The sequence below is a fragment of the Pedobacter sp. genome (genome assembly GCF_041662865.1).
Taxonomy (GTDB): Bacteria; Bacteroidota; Bacteroidia; order Sphingobacteriales; family Sphingobacteriaceae; genus Pedobacter.
In genome coordinates, this window is sequence record NZ_JBAZRL010000065.1 from 1 (window position 1) to 14,700 (window position 14,700).

The window sequence follows — 14,700 nt, forward strand, 5'->3', positions numbered from 1 at the left end:
ATTCCCCTTTGCCTGAACTGTTCCATCCTTGGGGAAGCTCGCCAAGTGCAGCTTTATCAAAATTCTCAAAGTAGATGGTTTTATCCCCTGGCAGAAAATCATACTGTGCGTAAGCTACAATCCCGGTCGGCCCATTGGATGTTTCTACGTTTTGAGGGGTCTTTACCTGCTGATCAGCGGGCACGGAAACGGCCGGGGTGTTTTGCCTTGCCGAACTACCCGCGCCGAGCGCCTCTATTTTTCCTTTGGCCTTATCTTTTACTTTTTTTAACGCCTTATCAAAAAACTGAGCATTTACTGGAGCAATTGCAAAGAGCGTAAGTACGATAATGATTAATTGTTTTTTCATGGTGATATTTGAGAACAGGCTGAATCCTAATCTGCCGCAAAAATAGGAATGGTAGTGCTGTGTTGATTTACGCGAAAAGCATTAAGATTTACGCAAAGCGCATTATTACATCCTGGAATCCGACAATTGAGCATGAGCCTCGTTGCTGTTGGGTTCACTCTCATAAAACCGGCCACGATGAATGGGGGTCGCCGCAGATCTATCGGCTGAAAATCCCTTTTGCGTAACTCTTTATGCCCTTTGAGTAAGTAGCATGTTATGTGCGAATATTAATTTTGCGACCTACACAGATAAACATCGAATCAATGAGAAGAAAATACTAACAGTGGCTGCTTTTATTTTCCTATTGGCAATTGAAGTCCACGATCTTGTAATTTTCAAACGGATAGTGTTTGATGATCTCGATCCCCTTCTCTTTATCATTGTAGAATTTGATGGCATCCTTAAAGATGGTACGCAAGTCCCTCATGTGATTATGCAGACCACCGTCTGTAACCCCTTGAGTCATTTTTGGAGTGAGGATATTGTATTTGTTCGGTCTGAGGATGATTCTGGGTGTTCTAAGATGATCTTCATACTTTGCTAGCATCTTGGAAGTGATTTCTGTAACAGATGCGCTATTACTCTTAAAATAGTCTTGCAGCCTATACATAACAGCTTTGAAATTTCCCAGACAACCCTTGCGCTTTTTAGTTTCTATAAGTTTTACGACACTCCAGCCGAATGCTATAAAATCGATGGTCTCCGCACGGAGTTCTCCCTTTTGCAAAAAATCTCTTAAAGAGTGAACAGTATGAAAATTCAATTTTTCACCGAGATCACCAATTTTCTTTCTCAACTCATAAAGTTGGGGGCTGAGGGCATTAAGGATGAATTGATCTTTGATCTCATAATCCTTGCGGAGCTGCTGCTGAGTAACGAAATACTACGTTTCGATGTACGCTTTGTTTCTTTTGGGTGTCAGAATGAGTTTCACATTCCGGATCCCATCTTTCTTTTTTTTGCGGGGATTTACCATTGGTCGAATAGTTGCCATTCGATAGAGGTGTTAATACCGTTTTTTTCGCTGTTCTTTTTTTGCGGAACATTTATCGGTTAGTTAAACAATAAAACCTATTTAACTCGTAAAATAAGTCTGAGCAGACTGACATGGAATTCGGACCAAATATAGCGTTTAAACGCAAAAAAGGCCTTCATCTTTCGAATAAAGGCCTTTTTTAAGTGTGGTATGGGCCGGGATCGAACCGGCGACACATGGATTTTCAGTCCATTGCTCTACCGACTGAGCTACCGTACCTACTTCCCGTTTGGGATTGCAAATGTAGTGTCTTTTTTTAAAGCTACCAACATTTTTTCACTTTTCTTTTCTTGTGAAATATTTCCAAGTCTATTTACACTCTAAATCAATCATTTACAAGTGCTAAAAAAACTAAAATTATTCATATCCATTCTAAATTTTTAATTTTATGCATGCATAATAAATTATTTAAAACTAAATATTTTAACTTAGCTAAACCATTACAGCAAAGAAACTATGGCATCACAACTTATATTCTTAATTCTTACGCTTGCAGGGGTTGCCCTATTTACCTTCAACAGCCGAAAAGTAATTCGTAATATTAAACTAGGTAAACCCGAAAATCGCACAGATCAGCCTGCAAAAAGATTTGCTACCATGCTTAAAGTTGCTTTTGGTCAAACCAAAATGGCGGTTAGACCAGTACCTTTTTTATTGCATTTAGTGGTGTACTTAGGCTTCGTTATTATCAATCTTGAAGTTTTAGAAATTATGATTGATGGTGTTTTTGGCACACATCGTATTTTTGCTGGCTTAGGTGGTTTATACAACTTCTTAATTGGCTCATTTGAACTATTGGCTTTAGGCGTTTGGTTGGCTTGTGCTATTTTTCTTATCAGAAGAAATGTTTTAAAATTAAAACGCTTTAGTGGTGTAGAGATGAAATCATGGCCAAAATCTGATGCCAATTATATCTTAATTACAGAGATTTTATTAATGACTGCATTTTTACTCATGAATGCATCAGATGCTAAACTGCAAGCGTTAGGCGAAGGTCATTATATAAATGCTGGGGCCTTCCCTGTAAGTGTTTATTTGCAAGGTTTATTACCGACAACAGCTAGTAGTCTAATTTTAGTAGAAAGAGTATGTTGGTGGTTTCACATTGTTGGTATTTTTGCTTTTTTAAATTACTTACCCTATTCTAAACATTTCCATATTATTTTTGCGTTTCCAAACACGTATTTTTCAAATTTGGAGCCAAAAGGTGAATTTACCAACATGGCAAGTGTTACTAACGAGGTAAAAGCGATGCTTGATCCTTCTTTTGTACCTGCAGAAACTGCACCTGGCAAATTTGGTACTAAAGATGTAAATGATTTGACTTGGGTCAATTTAATGAATGCCTACACGTGTACAGAATGTGGTCGTTGTACTTCAGTTTGTCCAGCTAACCTAACGGGAAAATTATTATCGCCTCGCAAAATTATGATGGATACCCGTGATCGTTTAGAAGAAGTAGGTAAAAACATAGATAAACACGGAGCTGATCATCAAGATGGAAAATCTTTATTAGATGATTATATAAGTCGTGAAGAAATTTGGGCATGTACAAGTTGTAATGCTTGTACCGAAGCTTGCCCTATTAATATTGATCCATTAGCCATAATTGTTGAACTACGCAGATATGCTGTGATGGAAGAATCCGTTGCTCCAGCAAGCATTAATGCAATGTTAGGAAACGTAGAAAATAATGGAGCGCCGTGGAAATATTCTCCAGCAGATCGATTTAATTGGGCTCAAGAAGGATAAAATAAAGATTAAGGAAGTTCAAGTCTTAGCTACTTGATGCTAACTACTAAATACTAAAAAATGGAATTTAAAGTACCAACAATGGCCGAATTAATGGCTATGGGCGAAGAGCCTGAAATATTATTTTGGGTAGGATGTGCTGGCAGTTATGACGAAAGAGCTCAGAAAATTACTAGGGATATTTGCAAGATTTTACATCATGTAGGCATTAAATACGCTGTGTTAGGCACAGAAGAAAGTTGTACCGGAGATCCGGCTAAAAGAGCAGGTAATGAATTTCTTTTCCAAATGCAGGCCATGACTAATATCGAGGTACTGAATGGGTATAATATCAAAAAAATTGTCACAGGCTGCCCGCATTGCTTTAATACTATTAAAAATGAATACCCGGGTTTAGGCGGCACATATGAAGTAATACATCATACTCAATTAATACAAGATTTGATTAATGAAGGGAAGCTTAAAGCTGAAGGTGGCGAAAGCTTTAAAGGTCGTAAAATCACCTATCATGATCCATGTTACTTAGGTAGAGGAAATGGTATTTATGAAGCGCCACGTAAAGCATTAGAAGTTTTAGATGCGCAATTGGTAGAAATGAAACGTTGCAAAAGTAATGGGCTTTGTTGCGGTGCTGGTGGTGCACAAATGTTTAAAGAACCCGAAAAAGGAAATAAAGACATCAATATTGAAAGAATTGAAGAAGCTTTAGAAACTCAACCACAAATTATAGCAGCTGGTTGTCCTTTCTGCATGACGATGTTAAGCGATGGTGTTAAATTAAAAGATAAAGACCAAGAAGTTAAGGTTTTAGATATTGCAGAGATTACGGCAAGAGCGAATGGACTTTAAGTCTTATTTATTACTTGCCAATAGTGTTTGATTTAATTTCTTAAAATTCTCGGCCAAAGCATTTAACTCTGCTACATCAATATTTTTTAAAGGAATAACTAAATAGGTTCCCATCGAATCGATTTCTCCTCGGCTATCATTACGTGTTTGAATAATTACATCGTCACTTTTAGTGCGCAAATACAAATCACCTTTGGTACTAGTTCCATAATAATCCATTGTTTTAAAACGTGATAGGTTAAAGGCAAAATATTCTTCTTTCCCATTCACATAAACCTTCCTATAACGACAAAAACCAGTGTTAGTAACATTAATTTCATACCGCTTTACTTCTTTATTTTGCCCATCATTGTCGTAATATTTAATGAGCACATTTTGAATGAAAACTGTATTGTCTTCAGGCAAATCAAATCCTGAAAAAACACAAAAAGCTAGGCAAATTGAAATGAAAACACACTTTTTTAAGTTCAATGTAAACTTTTTCATCAGAAGGAAGTTTTTAGAAGAGTAAATTAAATAAAATGATAAATTTGGAACATGATTTTTTCTCCACATTCTAAAGTTTGGATTTACCAAAGTAATCGTGAGTTTACAGCAGCAGAGGCTGAAGAAATACAACAAAAATTGGATGTTTTTACAGCCCAATGGAAAGCGCATGGTCATCAACTCAAAGCAAAAGCAGAAATACCTTACAACTTCTTTATCGTATTAATTGTAGATCAGGATTCGGCATCAGCTACTGGCTGTTCTATAGATTCATCTGTTCGTATAATTAAAGAAATTGAAAATACGTATGGTGTTGATTTATTTGACCGATTTAATATGGCTTACAAATTAGAAGATCAGATTTATGTAAATACCAAAGAAGACTTCGAGACTTTAATTACCATCAAAAAAATTGGTCCACAAACTATCGTGTTTAATAATATGGTACAAACCCTAGCAGAATATGAGCAAAAATGGGAAGTACCATTAGAAAATAGTTGGCATAAATCTATTTTTGCAGAGCAATTGAGCGCATAATTAGTTGGCGTGTTTATTTAGGTTACATTTACAATAAACCTGTATACTATTTTATCAATCAAACTTTAAAGGGTTTAATTTGTTATCTTTAATAACATCAAAACCCATCTATGGCTCGCTGGCTCAAAATTTCCCTTAAAATACTCGCTTCTTTTTTCATTTTAATTGTACTAGTATGGTTAGGTGCCGCTTATTATATTAATCATAACAATAAAGCTATTTTAGGTACAATTCTTAATCAACTAAATGCCAACGTAAATGGCAAAATTAGTGTTGAGAACATGGAAACTACGCTATTAAAAGGATTTCCAGGCGTATCGGTTTCTCTTAAAAAAGTACAGCTTAGAGATAGTTTATGGGTAAAACATAAACACGATTTATTGAATGCCGACGATATTGATGTCTCTTTAAATATTTTCTCACTGATTGGTGGAAGCATTAAAATCAATAAAATAGGCATTAATAACGCCTCCATTTACATCTATACTGACACTTCTGGTTATAGCAATACCAGCATGTTTAAATCTAAAAAAGATGCGAAACCTACTGATACAAAATCTTCAAATGCTTTTGAAATTAAACGAGTTGATTTCAATAACGTTAATTTAATCGTAGATAATCAAAAACGATTTAAACTTTTTCAGTTTTTAGTAGATGATCTTAAAGGAAAAATTGACTATCCAGACTCTGGTTGGAATGGAAATTTAAAACTGAATACTACAATTAAAAGTTTTGCTTTTAATACTAGGAAAGGTAGTTTTTTGAAAGACAAAACGTTAACAGGCACTTTAATAGCTCATTACAATAACAAAAGCAAAATAGTTACTATTGATCAGGAAAAGTTAAACATAGGTGAAGATGAATTTTTTATTGGAGCTAAAATAGATCTAGCAAAAAACGATTCAGCATTTTCTATTGACATTAGGGCTGACAAAATTTTATACAAAAACATTGCTTTATTATTATCTCCAAATATTTCCTCTAAATTATTAAAATTCGCCATTGATGAACCAATTGCCGTGACTGGCCACATTATAGATGATGGTAGTAAAACTGGTAAAGATCCGTTAATTAATGTTCGAATGATTGTTAAAGATAATACGGTCACCATCCCATCCGGGCAATTGACTAAATGCAATTTCACTGGAACATTTACCAACAAAGACACACTTAACAAAGCCATAGGCGATGAAAATTCTGCTATTAAATTCTATGCTTTAACTGGTGATTATTACAATGCGCCACTTAAAGTCGACACTTTCTTAATAAGTAATTTAAATAGACCAGTTGCCGCAGGGTTTGTAACTTCTCAATTTCCGTTAGAGAAATTAAACAGTTCTCTTGGCGGAGAAACTTTTAGCTTTAAAAAAGGCACTGCCGATGTTAGATTGTACTGCAAAGCAGATATAGATAATTTTAGATTTACGAAGCCAGTATTAACTGGAAATGTTGTGATTAAAGATGCTGACATTACCTATTTACCTCGCAATATGAAATTAGTAAATAGTTCTTTAGTGCTCAATTTCAATCAAAAGGATTTAAACATTACTGGCAGTAGATTTCAATTAGGGAAAAGCATCTTGAACATGAATTGTTCCATTGAAAACTTTCTTAATTTCTACTACACTGCCCCTGAAAAGATATTGGTTAACTTAAATTTAAGCAGTCCGCAAATATATCTGAGTGAATTTATGCCATTTTTAGGTGCAAGAAAATCAGTAAAGAGAAAACCTTCCACTAAAAATTCTATAAAAGAAGTTTCAGACCAGTTAAGTGCAGTATTAGAAGCAGCTAAAGTTCAAATCCAACTCAATGTTAACAAAGCTATTTATAACCGTTTTGTAGCCAACAATTTGAATGCAAGTATTTCTATGTTGGGTGATGGGATTTATTTTAATAAAATTAATGTTAGTCATGCGGGTGGAAATTTAAATTTAACTGGGAATGTTAAACAGTCTGGCGCTATAAATAAATTTACCATCAACTCCATAATTAGCAAAGTAAATGTAAAAGATTTCTTTTATGCTTTTGAGAATTTCGGACAGACTTCTATTACCAATCAAAATATTAAGGGCTACTTATCGGCAAAGGTAAATGCAGTTGGCAGTATAACTGATAAAGGAAATATAGTATCCAGATCTATGTATGGACAGGTAATTTTCAATTTAAATAATGCTGCTTTAATCGGCTTTGAGCCTTTAGTTAAAGTACAAAAATTGGCCTTTGCAAACAGAGATTTTTCTAACATAGCGATAGATAAATTAGATGGAACTTTTACGTTAAGTGGAGATAAAATTATAATTAGCCCTATGCAGTTTAACACCAGCGTATTAAATTTTAACATGAAGGGTGTGTATGGTTTGGGTTTAGGAACTGATATTGCGATGGATATTCCATTAAGAAATCCTAAAAAAGATGAAAATATAACTGATAAAGCGGCTAAAGCACAAGCTCGTATGAAAGGAATAGTCTTACACCTTAAAGCGGTTGATGATGGTAGTGGTGGAATAAAAGTGAGGTGGAATAAAGACCATGACTAAATATGTTGTTTATTAATAAACAACTTAAAAATCAAGCGGACCTAATCTTCTCATATTTCTCATAATTAAATACTGGCGATGTCTAATATAACCAGTTGGTCTTTTGGGCGTCCAACGTAGTGGGTTTGGAAAACAGGCAGCAATTAAAGAGGCCTCGCTCCTAGTTAAATTACTACACGATTTACCATAATACGCTTGTGATGCAGCTTCTGCTCCATAAATCCCATCGCCCATTTCTATTACATTCAAATACACTTCTAATATTCGCTCCTTACTCCACAATAATTCGATTAATAGAGTGAAATAAGCTTCGAAGCCTTTTCTAATATAGGATCTACCTGGCCAAAGAAATACGTTTTTAGCCGTTTGTTGTGAAATGGTACTTCCGCCTTTTACTTTTTTGCCTTTTGCATTGCTCGCATATGCTTTTTCGATGGCTTTAATATCAAAACCCATATGTTGTAAAAAAAGCTGGTCTTCTGCAGATACAGCAGCACGTTTCATATTATCAGAAATATCCTCAAACTTCACCCATTTTTGTTCCATTTTTCTTGGCTTGTCATCCGCTTTGCGCTCCCAATTTCGTTGTACCATTAATAAGGTAATTGGTGGGTTGATAAAACGATAGGCCAAAACCCAAAGCACGCTAAACAAAATGAACCACAACAAAACTTTACCAGCAATTATGCCGATGCGTTTTGGTAAAGATTGTTTTTTTGTATTATTGGATTTAGCTTTTCTTTTTGCCATTGGGATAAAGGTAAATAAAAAGGATAAAGAGTCAACATTGATGAAAATAGTAAGCATAAAAAAACCGTTCCAACAAATGTCGAAACGGTTTTAATATTTATGTAGATAAATTATTCAGCTACAACTTCGAAAGGAACTTTAACTTTCACTTCTTTGTGTAAGTTTAAGTTAGCAACATATTCGCCAACCATTTTAGGTTCAGTTTCGAAAGTAATGCGACGACGATCTACATCAAAACCTTGTGCTTTTAATGCATCAGCAATCATAATAGTGTTTACAGCACCAAAAATCTTACCTGTTTCGCCAGCTTTAGCACCAATCGTCAATTTAACATCAGTTAAACGAGTAGCGATACCTTCAGCATCTTTCTTAATTTTATCTTGTTTAAAAGCAGCTTGCTTTAAGTTTTCTGCCAATACTTTTTTAGCAGATGGAGTAGCCAATTGTCCAAAACCTTGTGGGATTAGATAATTACGACCATAACCTGGTTTTACTGTAACGATATCGTCTTTTTCACCTAGTGATTTGATATCTTGCTTTAAAATAATTTCCATTTCTCTGCGCTTATTTTAATTGGTCAGTAACGAAAGGTAACAAACCGATGTGACGTGCACGTTTAACCGCTTGAGCCACTTTACGTTGAAATTTCAATGAAGTACCAGTTAAACGGCGAGGTAAAATTTTACCTTGATCATTGATGAATTTTAACAAAAAGTTTGCGTCTTTGTAATCAATATATTTAATACCATTTTTTCTAAAACGGCAATATTTTTTTCTGTTATCGTCCACTTTTGGAGCGGTAACATATTGTATTTGATCCTTTGCCATTATGCTCCAGCCTCCTCTTTCTTAGGTTTTTTGTTAAAAGCTCCACTGCGTTTTTTCTCGCTATAAGCAATCGCATGGCGATCTAATCTTACAGTTAAGAAACGTAAAACACGCTCGTCGCGTTTCAATTCTAACTCTAACTTGTTAATTAATTCCCCTTCAGCTTTGTATTCTGTAAGGTGGAAAAATCCGCTTGCTTTTTTTTCAATCGGATACGCTAATTTTCTCAAACCCCAATTATCTTCTGCGATAATTTCGGCTCCGCTATCAGTAATAATGCTTTTGAATTTAGCCAAAGCCTCTTTCGCAACATCTTCTGATAACAACGGGGTAAGAACGATAACAGTTTCGTACTGATTCATCATTGTTTTTTAAAGTGATTTATAATTTATATTTCCGCTATTAAAACGGGATGTCCCAAAGGAATGCCCATTTTTTTTAGGAGGGACAAATGTAGTGAGATTATTCTTAAAATCAAAATGTTAGGGAGAAAATAGGTAAAACTAAAGATGTAAAATGGAAGATGTGGTTCCATATATTCCATCTTACCTTTTTACATCTTCCATTTTATTAATATTGCAACACCTTAACTCTATATTTACCCCTAAAATATTCTTGCATTTTAATCACTTCTCTATTCTTTTCAGTTAACCAAAACGTGGCATAACTATCTGGTGTATAGTTAATTTTAAGCAACCAACATTTCATCTTCACCTCACTATTTAGCGCTAAGTCTTCTTTACCCACTACCCCATATCTGTGATAACTTGGCTTTGCTTCATTTGGATCGAAAAATGAAATGTCGAATTTTTGCCCTACCTTTTTAATAGGTAATAAAGCATAGGTTTCTAAGTCTAACTCCCAACTTATGATTGGAATACTCAATTGAACCTTTCCCTTTTTAGTTGCCATATTGTTTTTTACAGTATCCGTAGGTAACATGAAACCATCCTTATAATCATAAGCAAATATTCCTCTCCCTTTGTAATTGCCATGCCTGTAAATTGGCGCTAATGTTTTACGATCGCAGATGTTAATGATAGTAGCCAATGAGCTATCGGCGTGCAGCCATTCCCATTTAAACTCTACCACTGGTTGTTGATGAAACGTTGTGAATTTGGTTGTTCTTTTCCAAATATCTCCAATACTTCTCTTCGTCAATAAAGAGTCTGTCATATAAACCAAATAAGTATTGGTTCCTTCTTTTAAATTTTGAAGTAATAATTTGTTATTTGTAGCATTTACGGTGTCAACTTGAGCATTTACGCCTATACTTAACACTAAAAGTATCAGTGCCAATAGTAATTTTCTTTTCATGTTTAGGTTTTTACTTTTAAGACTTAAAAGTTATGCCCATAGTTACAAGATTGGCCAAAAATGAGATGTAATTAATTTCTTCGAGACACGTATTTGCTGCTCTAAATTAGATCGACTTACCTAGCTAATTTATAGAGGTAAACAGCAAACCCACGCATTAATTTTAAAAAAGCAATTAGTTTTTCCATAGTAGATGTGATTTAAATACAAAAATCGGTATCTATTCTCAATATTTTATCCGTACTAATACGTATTTTTAAAAAATACCTGAAACTAAGTACATGCTATTATCGCTCTATTAAATACTAATTCCCAACTTCATCTTTCCAGTTCAACTTTTCAACATTCAAGCATTTCAGCATTCGAACATCCAACAAAAATTCCTATTTTCGTTGCGATGGAAAATTTTATTGTTTCGGCACGTAAATATCGTCCAGCTACGTTCGAAACCGTAGTTGGGCAACAGCATATTACGGGTACTTTACAAAATGCCATTAAGAATAACCAGTTGGCTCAAGCATTTTTGTTTTGCGGACCACGTGGTGTAGGTAAAACTACTTGCGCTCGTATTTTAGCAAAAACCATTAACTGCACCAACCTTACTCCCGAACAAGAAGCATGTGGAACTTGCGAAAGTTGCGTTTCTTTTCAAACTGGTCATTCTTTTAATTTCCATGAATTAGATGCCGCCTCTAATAACTCTGTTGATGACATTAGAAGTTTAATTGAACAAGTACGCATCCCGCCACAAGCTGGCAAATACAAAATCTATATTATTGATGAGGTGCACATGCTTTCGGCAAATGCGTTTAATGCATTTCTTAAAACATTAGAAGAACCTCCTTCTTACGCCATTTTTATTTTAGCAACTACAGAGAAACATAAAATTTTGCCAACTATTTTATCTCGTTGTCAGATTTTTGATTTCAATCGTATACAAGTAGAAGACATTGCTAACCATTTGAATAAAATTGCTGTAAGAGAAAATATTTCGGTAGATAGTGATGGCTTACACATTATTGCTCAAAAAGCAGATGGTGGTTTACGTGATGCACTTTCTATGTTTGATCAGATTGTAAGTTATACCAACAAAAATTTAACTTACAAGGCTGTAATTGATAACCTTAATATTTTAGACTACGATTACTATTTTAAGCTAGTTGATTTTTTAAGCAATGGCGATGTAAGTCAAACTTTATTGTTGTTTAATGAAGTTTTAAATAATGGTTTTGATGGCAATAACTTCATCAATGGATTAGCAAGCCACTTTAGAAATTTATTAGTTGGTAAAGACAGTCAAACGTTGCAATTGCTTGAAGTAAGTGAAAATATCAAACAAAAATATTTAGCGCAAAGTAAATTAACCGACCTTGGTTTTATCTTAACAGCCTTAAATTTAGCTAACCAATGCGATTTAATTTACAAAAACAGTAAAAATCAGCGTTTGCAAGTCGAGCTGGCTTTAATTAAGATGTGTCACATCCCATCGGTGATACAATTAGCGCAACAACCTAAAGCAACTGACATAGATCAGGATAAAAAAAAAACTTTAATTAGTTCGCCAAAGTCAGAAAGCCCAGAAGGCGGAAAGGCGGAAAGTTTAGTCGAACCAACTAACACCGATCAACCAAAAGCTACTAAACCGCAACCCCAAACATTAGACGATTTAAAAGATTTTCTTAATCAGGAAGACTTGCAAGACCTACCTGATCATTTAGATGTTGCTTTACCAACCGAAATTCCTGTTCAAATTCCAAAAACGCCATCATTAAATAGACCTTCAAGTGGTTCTATTAAAATTCATCCACTGCATACCACTAAAATAACTTCGCTAATTCCATCACTTACAGATTTAGAGCGTGTTGCCAACGGTGAAGAAGATAAAGGCCCGCAATATGTAACTGGCAATGAAAAGCAAGAATTTACAGAAGAGCAGTTCTTAGAGTTTTGGAAAATCTATACGCAAACAGCGAAAGACGTTGATAAAATTCATTTATATACCTTAATGAATAATGATCCAGTTATAAATGGGACAGAAATTACGGTATTAGTAGAAAATTTAGCGTTGGAAAGCACACTTCAAGATGAAAAAATTGAATTGTTAAACTTTCTCCGCACTGCCTTAAAAAATTTCGATCTTCAAATTGTCTCAAAACGAGCAGAAAACACACAAAAGAAACGCATTTATACCAATAAGGATAAATATACCTACATGGTAGAGAAAAACCCTCAATTGGAAGAAATGCGTAAACGTTTTAATTTAGATATTAATCCGTAGCCTTTAATAATTACTTAGCATTCGGCGCATCGTTTTTAGGATAGCCTTCTTCGTCTAAATCATCTCGGTAATCTTCTTCAGTTCTCGACAAAATCTCATCCTCAGGACTTAACAATACGCTATCTCCGTTATTGTCAACATGCATGCCAAGTTCTTCCAGCTTATCACTTACTTTTTCTTGATCTGTCGCATACTCATCTCCTACATACGGATTAGCTTCATCAAAAGTAGAATTATCATCTACAGAACCTGTAGCCACAGTTTCATAAGGCATTGGATGGTCATACTCTTTATCATTCCCTTTTACATCAAGCTCATAACTTTGCTTCTCTTCATTAAAAGATAAATCGTTAAAATCTTTAGTCTCTCCAAGATCACTTGGATGCAATTTATCTGTAGCTTTTTGCGGATTATTATTTGAATTTGCGCTCATAATCTTTTCATTTAGTATATAAATATAACGAAATGTACAAAGCAATTGTTTTGATTTAAAAAATCATTATATTTAACTATATATTTAGTTATTAGAATGATGAAGAGTTTATTCGTTGGGTTTTTATTTCTAATCTTTTATGCTGGGTATCTATTATTTACACATCTTTTATTTGGTGAGAACAACTTAATTGAACTACAAGGACAGCTGCAAAAAAAAGAAAACTTTGTAGAAACTGAAACTATGGACCACAAAAGCACTGAATATGCTTATTTAACCTTCATGCTAGAAAATGACAGAAGATTATATATTTTAAAAGTTGATATTAATGGGATTTATCAAGGATTTAATGTGTTTGGAGGGGTAAACAAATCTTTACGAGATGCTGGACAAATTTCTGTTTGGATAAAAAAATCTGATTACTTAAAGATAAGACCAAAAATTTATAAGATTTACACTGATGGCACAGCGATTTTCGAGTTAAAAAAGAAGCCCGGCAATAATGCGGTATTATACACAGTTTTAGCCTGTCTAACTTTTCTATTCGCAGCTATTTATTACTCCTCAAAAAGATTTTGCTTGATTACATAAAAAGTCGCAACGTTTGTTGCGACTTTTAAAATTTATAGTGTTTGGTTCTAGTAATACAATACCATCATCCGCATTTTACGTTCTTGCTTTTCAATTTTTAACCCAAGCGCTTCTATAGATTTAATCACGTTTTCTTGGGTTCGCATTTCTAAAGTAGTTTTAATATCAAATTTACCTATTAGGTTGGTTTCATCTACTACTGGAAGAGATAATTCATTGCTCAAATAATCGTTAGCAAAATCAACAACAGTTACCGCCTCACCTTCATACCCTCGGCCACTAAAACCATAACTTGTTTCTTTAGTAGACACTGGAAGTTTAAAACCATTATTTGTTAATACATACACAGGAATAGTTTTGTATTCTATTCTAGCTTTTACAGGTAAAACAGCATTTAATTTTTGTTGCAAAATAGCATTTAGGCTATCTTTTTCCTCTGGTTTAACTAAAATATCTACACAATACAAGTTGCTCTTGTCTTCATAATTATCTATCTTTTTCTTATCAACTTCATAAATAATTTGATTACCAGACACGATATTGTAAGCGTCTTTGTACATCGTAATTACGCCAGTATTAATAAAGCTTCTTCGTCTTTTTGCAAAAACACTTTTGCCCCCATATCTTTTTCCCATAGATTGCTGGCCAATCATATAGCTGCGTACTGTAAAATTTGAGGCTAGTGTAGAATCCACAGCAAAAATATCAGAAGAAGTATTTACGGGTTTTTCTTTAACATCAGCATTAGAAACGATTTTTTTTCCTGCATACAAACTATCTAATAGACCTTGTGTAATGGAATGTGTTTTCATTACTGCCACAATCTTTTTATCAGCGTTTACAATTGCACACTGACTTACAGAAGCCAAATTAAATAAAGTATAAAACAGATAAAGATCGGAAGAGCGTCGT

At 34.3% G+C, this 14,700-nt stretch carries 16 protein-coding genes and 1 tRNA gene; 6 read left to right on the plus strand and 11 right to left on the minus strand.

All coding sequences use genetic code 11. The annotated features are described in order from the left end of the window. From WC622_RS15140 to WC622_RS15150, 3 genes are all read right to left on the minus strand, one after another. On the minus strand, window positions 1-349 hold a 349-nt coding region (locus tag WC622_RS15140), incomplete at its 3' end, for a hypothetical protein (protein WP_372820539.1). Window positions 350-692: 343 nt separating this feature from the next. Next, on the minus strand, window positions 693-1,187 hold the full coding sequence (locus WC622_RS15145) for a phage integrase SAM-like domain-containing protein (protein WP_372820540.1): 495 nt from the start codon (window positions 1,185-1,187) through the stop codon (window positions 693-695). Window positions 1,188-1,573: 386 nt separating this feature from the next. Beyond that, a tRNA-Phe gene (locus WC622_RS15150) sits at window positions 1,574-1,646 on the minus strand. A gap of 237 nt (window positions 1,647-1,883) precedes the next feature. Here WC622_RS15150 and WC622_RS15155 point away from each other — a divergent pair. Both WC622_RS15155 and WC622_RS15160 read left to right on the plus strand, forming a co-directional pair. Further along, entirely contained in the window at window positions 1,884-3,179 is a 1,296-nt protein-coding gene (locus WC622_RS15155) for a 4Fe-4S dicluster domain-containing protein (protein WP_372820541.1), read from the plus strand. Between the two features lie 60 nt (window positions 3,180-3,239). Next, window positions 3,240-4,028, plus strand: a complete 789-nt coding sequence (locus tag WC622_RS15160; protein WP_372820542.1) for a (Fe-S)-binding protein — start codon at window positions 3,240-3,242, stop codon at window positions 4,026-4,028. A 3-nt stretch (window positions 4,029-4,031) separates the two neighbouring features. Here the strand turns inward: WC622_RS15160 and WC622_RS15165 are convergent, their stop codons facing one another. Further along, on the minus strand, window positions 4,032-4,514 hold the full coding sequence (locus WC622_RS15165) for a hypothetical protein (protein WP_372820543.1): 483 nt from the start codon (window positions 4,512-4,514) through the stop codon (window positions 4,032-4,034). Between the two features lie 51 nt (window positions 4,515-4,565). On the opposite strand from WC622_RS15165, the gene WC622_RS15170 reads away from it, so the two are divergent. Both WC622_RS15170 and WC622_RS15175 read left to right on the plus strand, forming a co-directional pair. After that, on the plus strand, window positions 4,566-5,051 hold the full coding sequence (locus tag WC622_RS15170; RefSeq protein ID WP_372820544.1) for an ABC transporter ATPase: 486 nt from the start codon (window positions 4,566-4,568) through the stop codon (window positions 5,049-5,051). Window positions 5,052-5,161: 110 nt separating this feature from the next. Further along, on the plus strand, window positions 5,162-7,591 hold the full coding sequence (locus WC622_RS15175; protein ID WP_372820545.1) for an AsmA family protein: 2,430 nt from the start codon (window positions 5,162-5,164) through the stop codon (window positions 7,589-7,591). Between the two features lie 24 nt (window positions 7,592-7,615). On the opposite strand, the gene mtgA is transcribed toward WC622_RS15175, so the two are convergent. The 5 genes from mtgA to WC622_RS15200 form a co-directional block, all read right to left on the minus strand. Next, complete coding sequence (gene mtgA, locus WC622_RS15180; RefSeq protein WP_372820546.1) at window positions 7,616-8,341, minus strand: monofunctional biosynthetic peptidoglycan transglycosylase; 726 nt, start codon at window positions 8,339-8,341, stop codon at window positions 7,616-7,618. A 110-nt stretch (window positions 8,342-8,451) separates the two neighbouring features. Then, window positions 8,452-8,895, minus strand: coding sequence for a 50S ribosomal protein L9 (rplI, locus tag WC622_RS15185; protein ID WP_372820547.1), 444 nt, complete (start codon window positions 8,893-8,895; stop codon window positions 8,452-8,454). A gap of 10 nt (window positions 8,896-8,905) precedes the next feature. After that, window positions 8,906-9,169: a 30S ribosomal protein S18 gene (gene rpsR / locus WC622_RS15190; protein ID WP_055132310.1), complete on the minus strand. Its 264-nt coding sequence runs from the start codon at window positions 9,167-9,169 to the stop codon at window positions 8,906-8,908. Then, window positions 9,169-9,531 (minus strand): 30S ribosomal protein S6, encoded by a 363-nt coding sequence (gene rpsF / locus WC622_RS15195; protein WP_372820553.1) that lies wholly within the window; start codon window positions 9,529-9,531, stop codon window positions 9,169-9,171. The genes rpsR and rpsF overlap by 1 nt, the downstream gene beginning before the upstream one ends. Before the next feature lie 208 nt (window positions 9,532-9,739). Then, on the minus strand, window positions 9,740-10,486 hold the full coding sequence (locus WC622_RS15200; protein ID WP_372820548.1) for a hypothetical protein: 747 nt from the start codon (window positions 10,484-10,486) through the stop codon (window positions 9,740-9,742). Window positions 10,487-10,883: 397 nt separating this feature from the next. Here WC622_RS15200 and WC622_RS15205 point away from each other — a divergent pair, with 397 nt between their 5' ends. Then, the gene (locus WC622_RS15205; RefSeq protein WP_372820549.1) at window positions 10,884-12,764 is read left to right on the plus strand and encodes a DNA polymerase III subunit gamma/tau; all 1,881 of its coding nucleotides are present in this window, start codon (window positions 10,884-10,886) and stop codon (window positions 12,762-12,764) included. Window positions 12,765-12,774: 10 nt separating this feature from the next. Here the strand turns inward: WC622_RS15205 and WC622_RS15210 are convergent, their stop codons facing one another. Next, complete coding sequence (locus tag WC622_RS15210; protein ID WP_372820550.1) at window positions 12,775-13,197, minus strand: hypothetical protein; 423 nt, start codon at window positions 13,195-13,197, stop codon at window positions 12,775-12,777. Between the two features lie 96 nt (window positions 13,198-13,293). Here WC622_RS15210 and WC622_RS15215 point away from each other — a divergent pair, with 96 nt between their 5' ends. Further along, window positions 13,294-13,788, plus strand: a complete 495-nt coding sequence (locus WC622_RS15215; RefSeq protein WP_372820551.1) for a hypothetical protein — start codon at window positions 13,294-13,296, stop codon at window positions 13,786-13,788. A gap of 47 nt (window positions 13,789-13,835) precedes the next feature. On the opposite strand, the gene WC622_RS15220 is transcribed toward WC622_RS15215, so the two are convergent. Beyond that, window positions 13,836-14,700, minus strand: an 865-nt coding sequence (locus tag WC622_RS15220; RefSeq protein ID WP_372820552.1) for a DUF3738 domain-containing protein, incomplete at its 5' end; no start/stop codon positions are given.

Excerpts from the sequence above, each read along its gene's own strand:
- rpsF (WP_372820553.1), bottom strand. The coding sequence starts at position 9,531 with ATGAATCAGTACGAAACTGTTATCGTTCTTACCCCGTTGTTATCAGAA.
- rpsR (WP_055132310.1), bottom strand. The coding sequence starts at position 9,169 with ATGGCAAAGGATCAAATACAATATGTTACCGCTCCAAAAGTGGACGAT.
- WC622_RS15210 (WP_372820550.1), bottom strand. The coding sequence starts at position 13,197 with ATGAGCGCAAATTCAAATAATAATCCGCAAAAAGCTACAGATAAATTG.
- rplI (WP_372820547.1), bottom strand. The coding sequence starts at position 8,895 with ATGGAAATTATTTTAAAGCAAGATATCAAATCACTAGGTGAAAAAGAC.
- WC622_RS15215 (WP_372820551.1), top strand. The coding sequence starts at position 13,294 with ATGATGAAGAGTTTATTCGTTGGGTTTTTATTTCTAATCTTTTATGCT.
- WC622_RS15165 (WP_372820543.1), bottom strand. The coding sequence starts at position 4,514 with ATGAAAAAGTTTACATTGAACTTAAAAAAGTGTGTTTTCATTTCAATT.
- mtgA (WP_372820546.1), bottom strand. The coding sequence starts at position 8,341 with ATGGCAAAAAGAAAAGCTAAATCCAATAATACAAAAAAACAATCTTTA.
- WC622_RS15175 (WP_372820545.1), top strand. The coding sequence starts at position 5,162 with ATGGCTCGCTGGCTCAAAATTTCCCTTAAAATACTCGCTTCTTTTTTC.
- WC622_RS15205 (WP_372820549.1), top strand. The coding sequence starts at position 10,884 with ATGGAAAATTTTATTGTTTCGGCACGTAAATATCGTCCAGCTACGTTC.
- WC622_RS15170 (WP_372820544.1), top strand. The coding sequence starts at position 4,566 with ATGATTTTTTCTCCACATTCTAAAGTTTGGATTTACCAAAGTAATCGT.
- WC622_RS15155 (WP_372820541.1), top strand. The coding sequence starts at position 1,884 with ATGGCATCACAACTTATATTCTTAATTCTTACGCTTGCAGGGGTTGCC.
- WC622_RS15200 (WP_372820548.1), bottom strand. The coding sequence starts at position 10,486 with ATGAAAAGAAAATTACTATTGGCACTGATACTTTTAGTGTTAAGTATA.
- WC622_RS15160 (WP_372820542.1), top strand. The coding sequence starts at position 3,240 with ATGGAATTTAAAGTACCAACAATGGCCGAATTAATGGCTATGGGCGAA.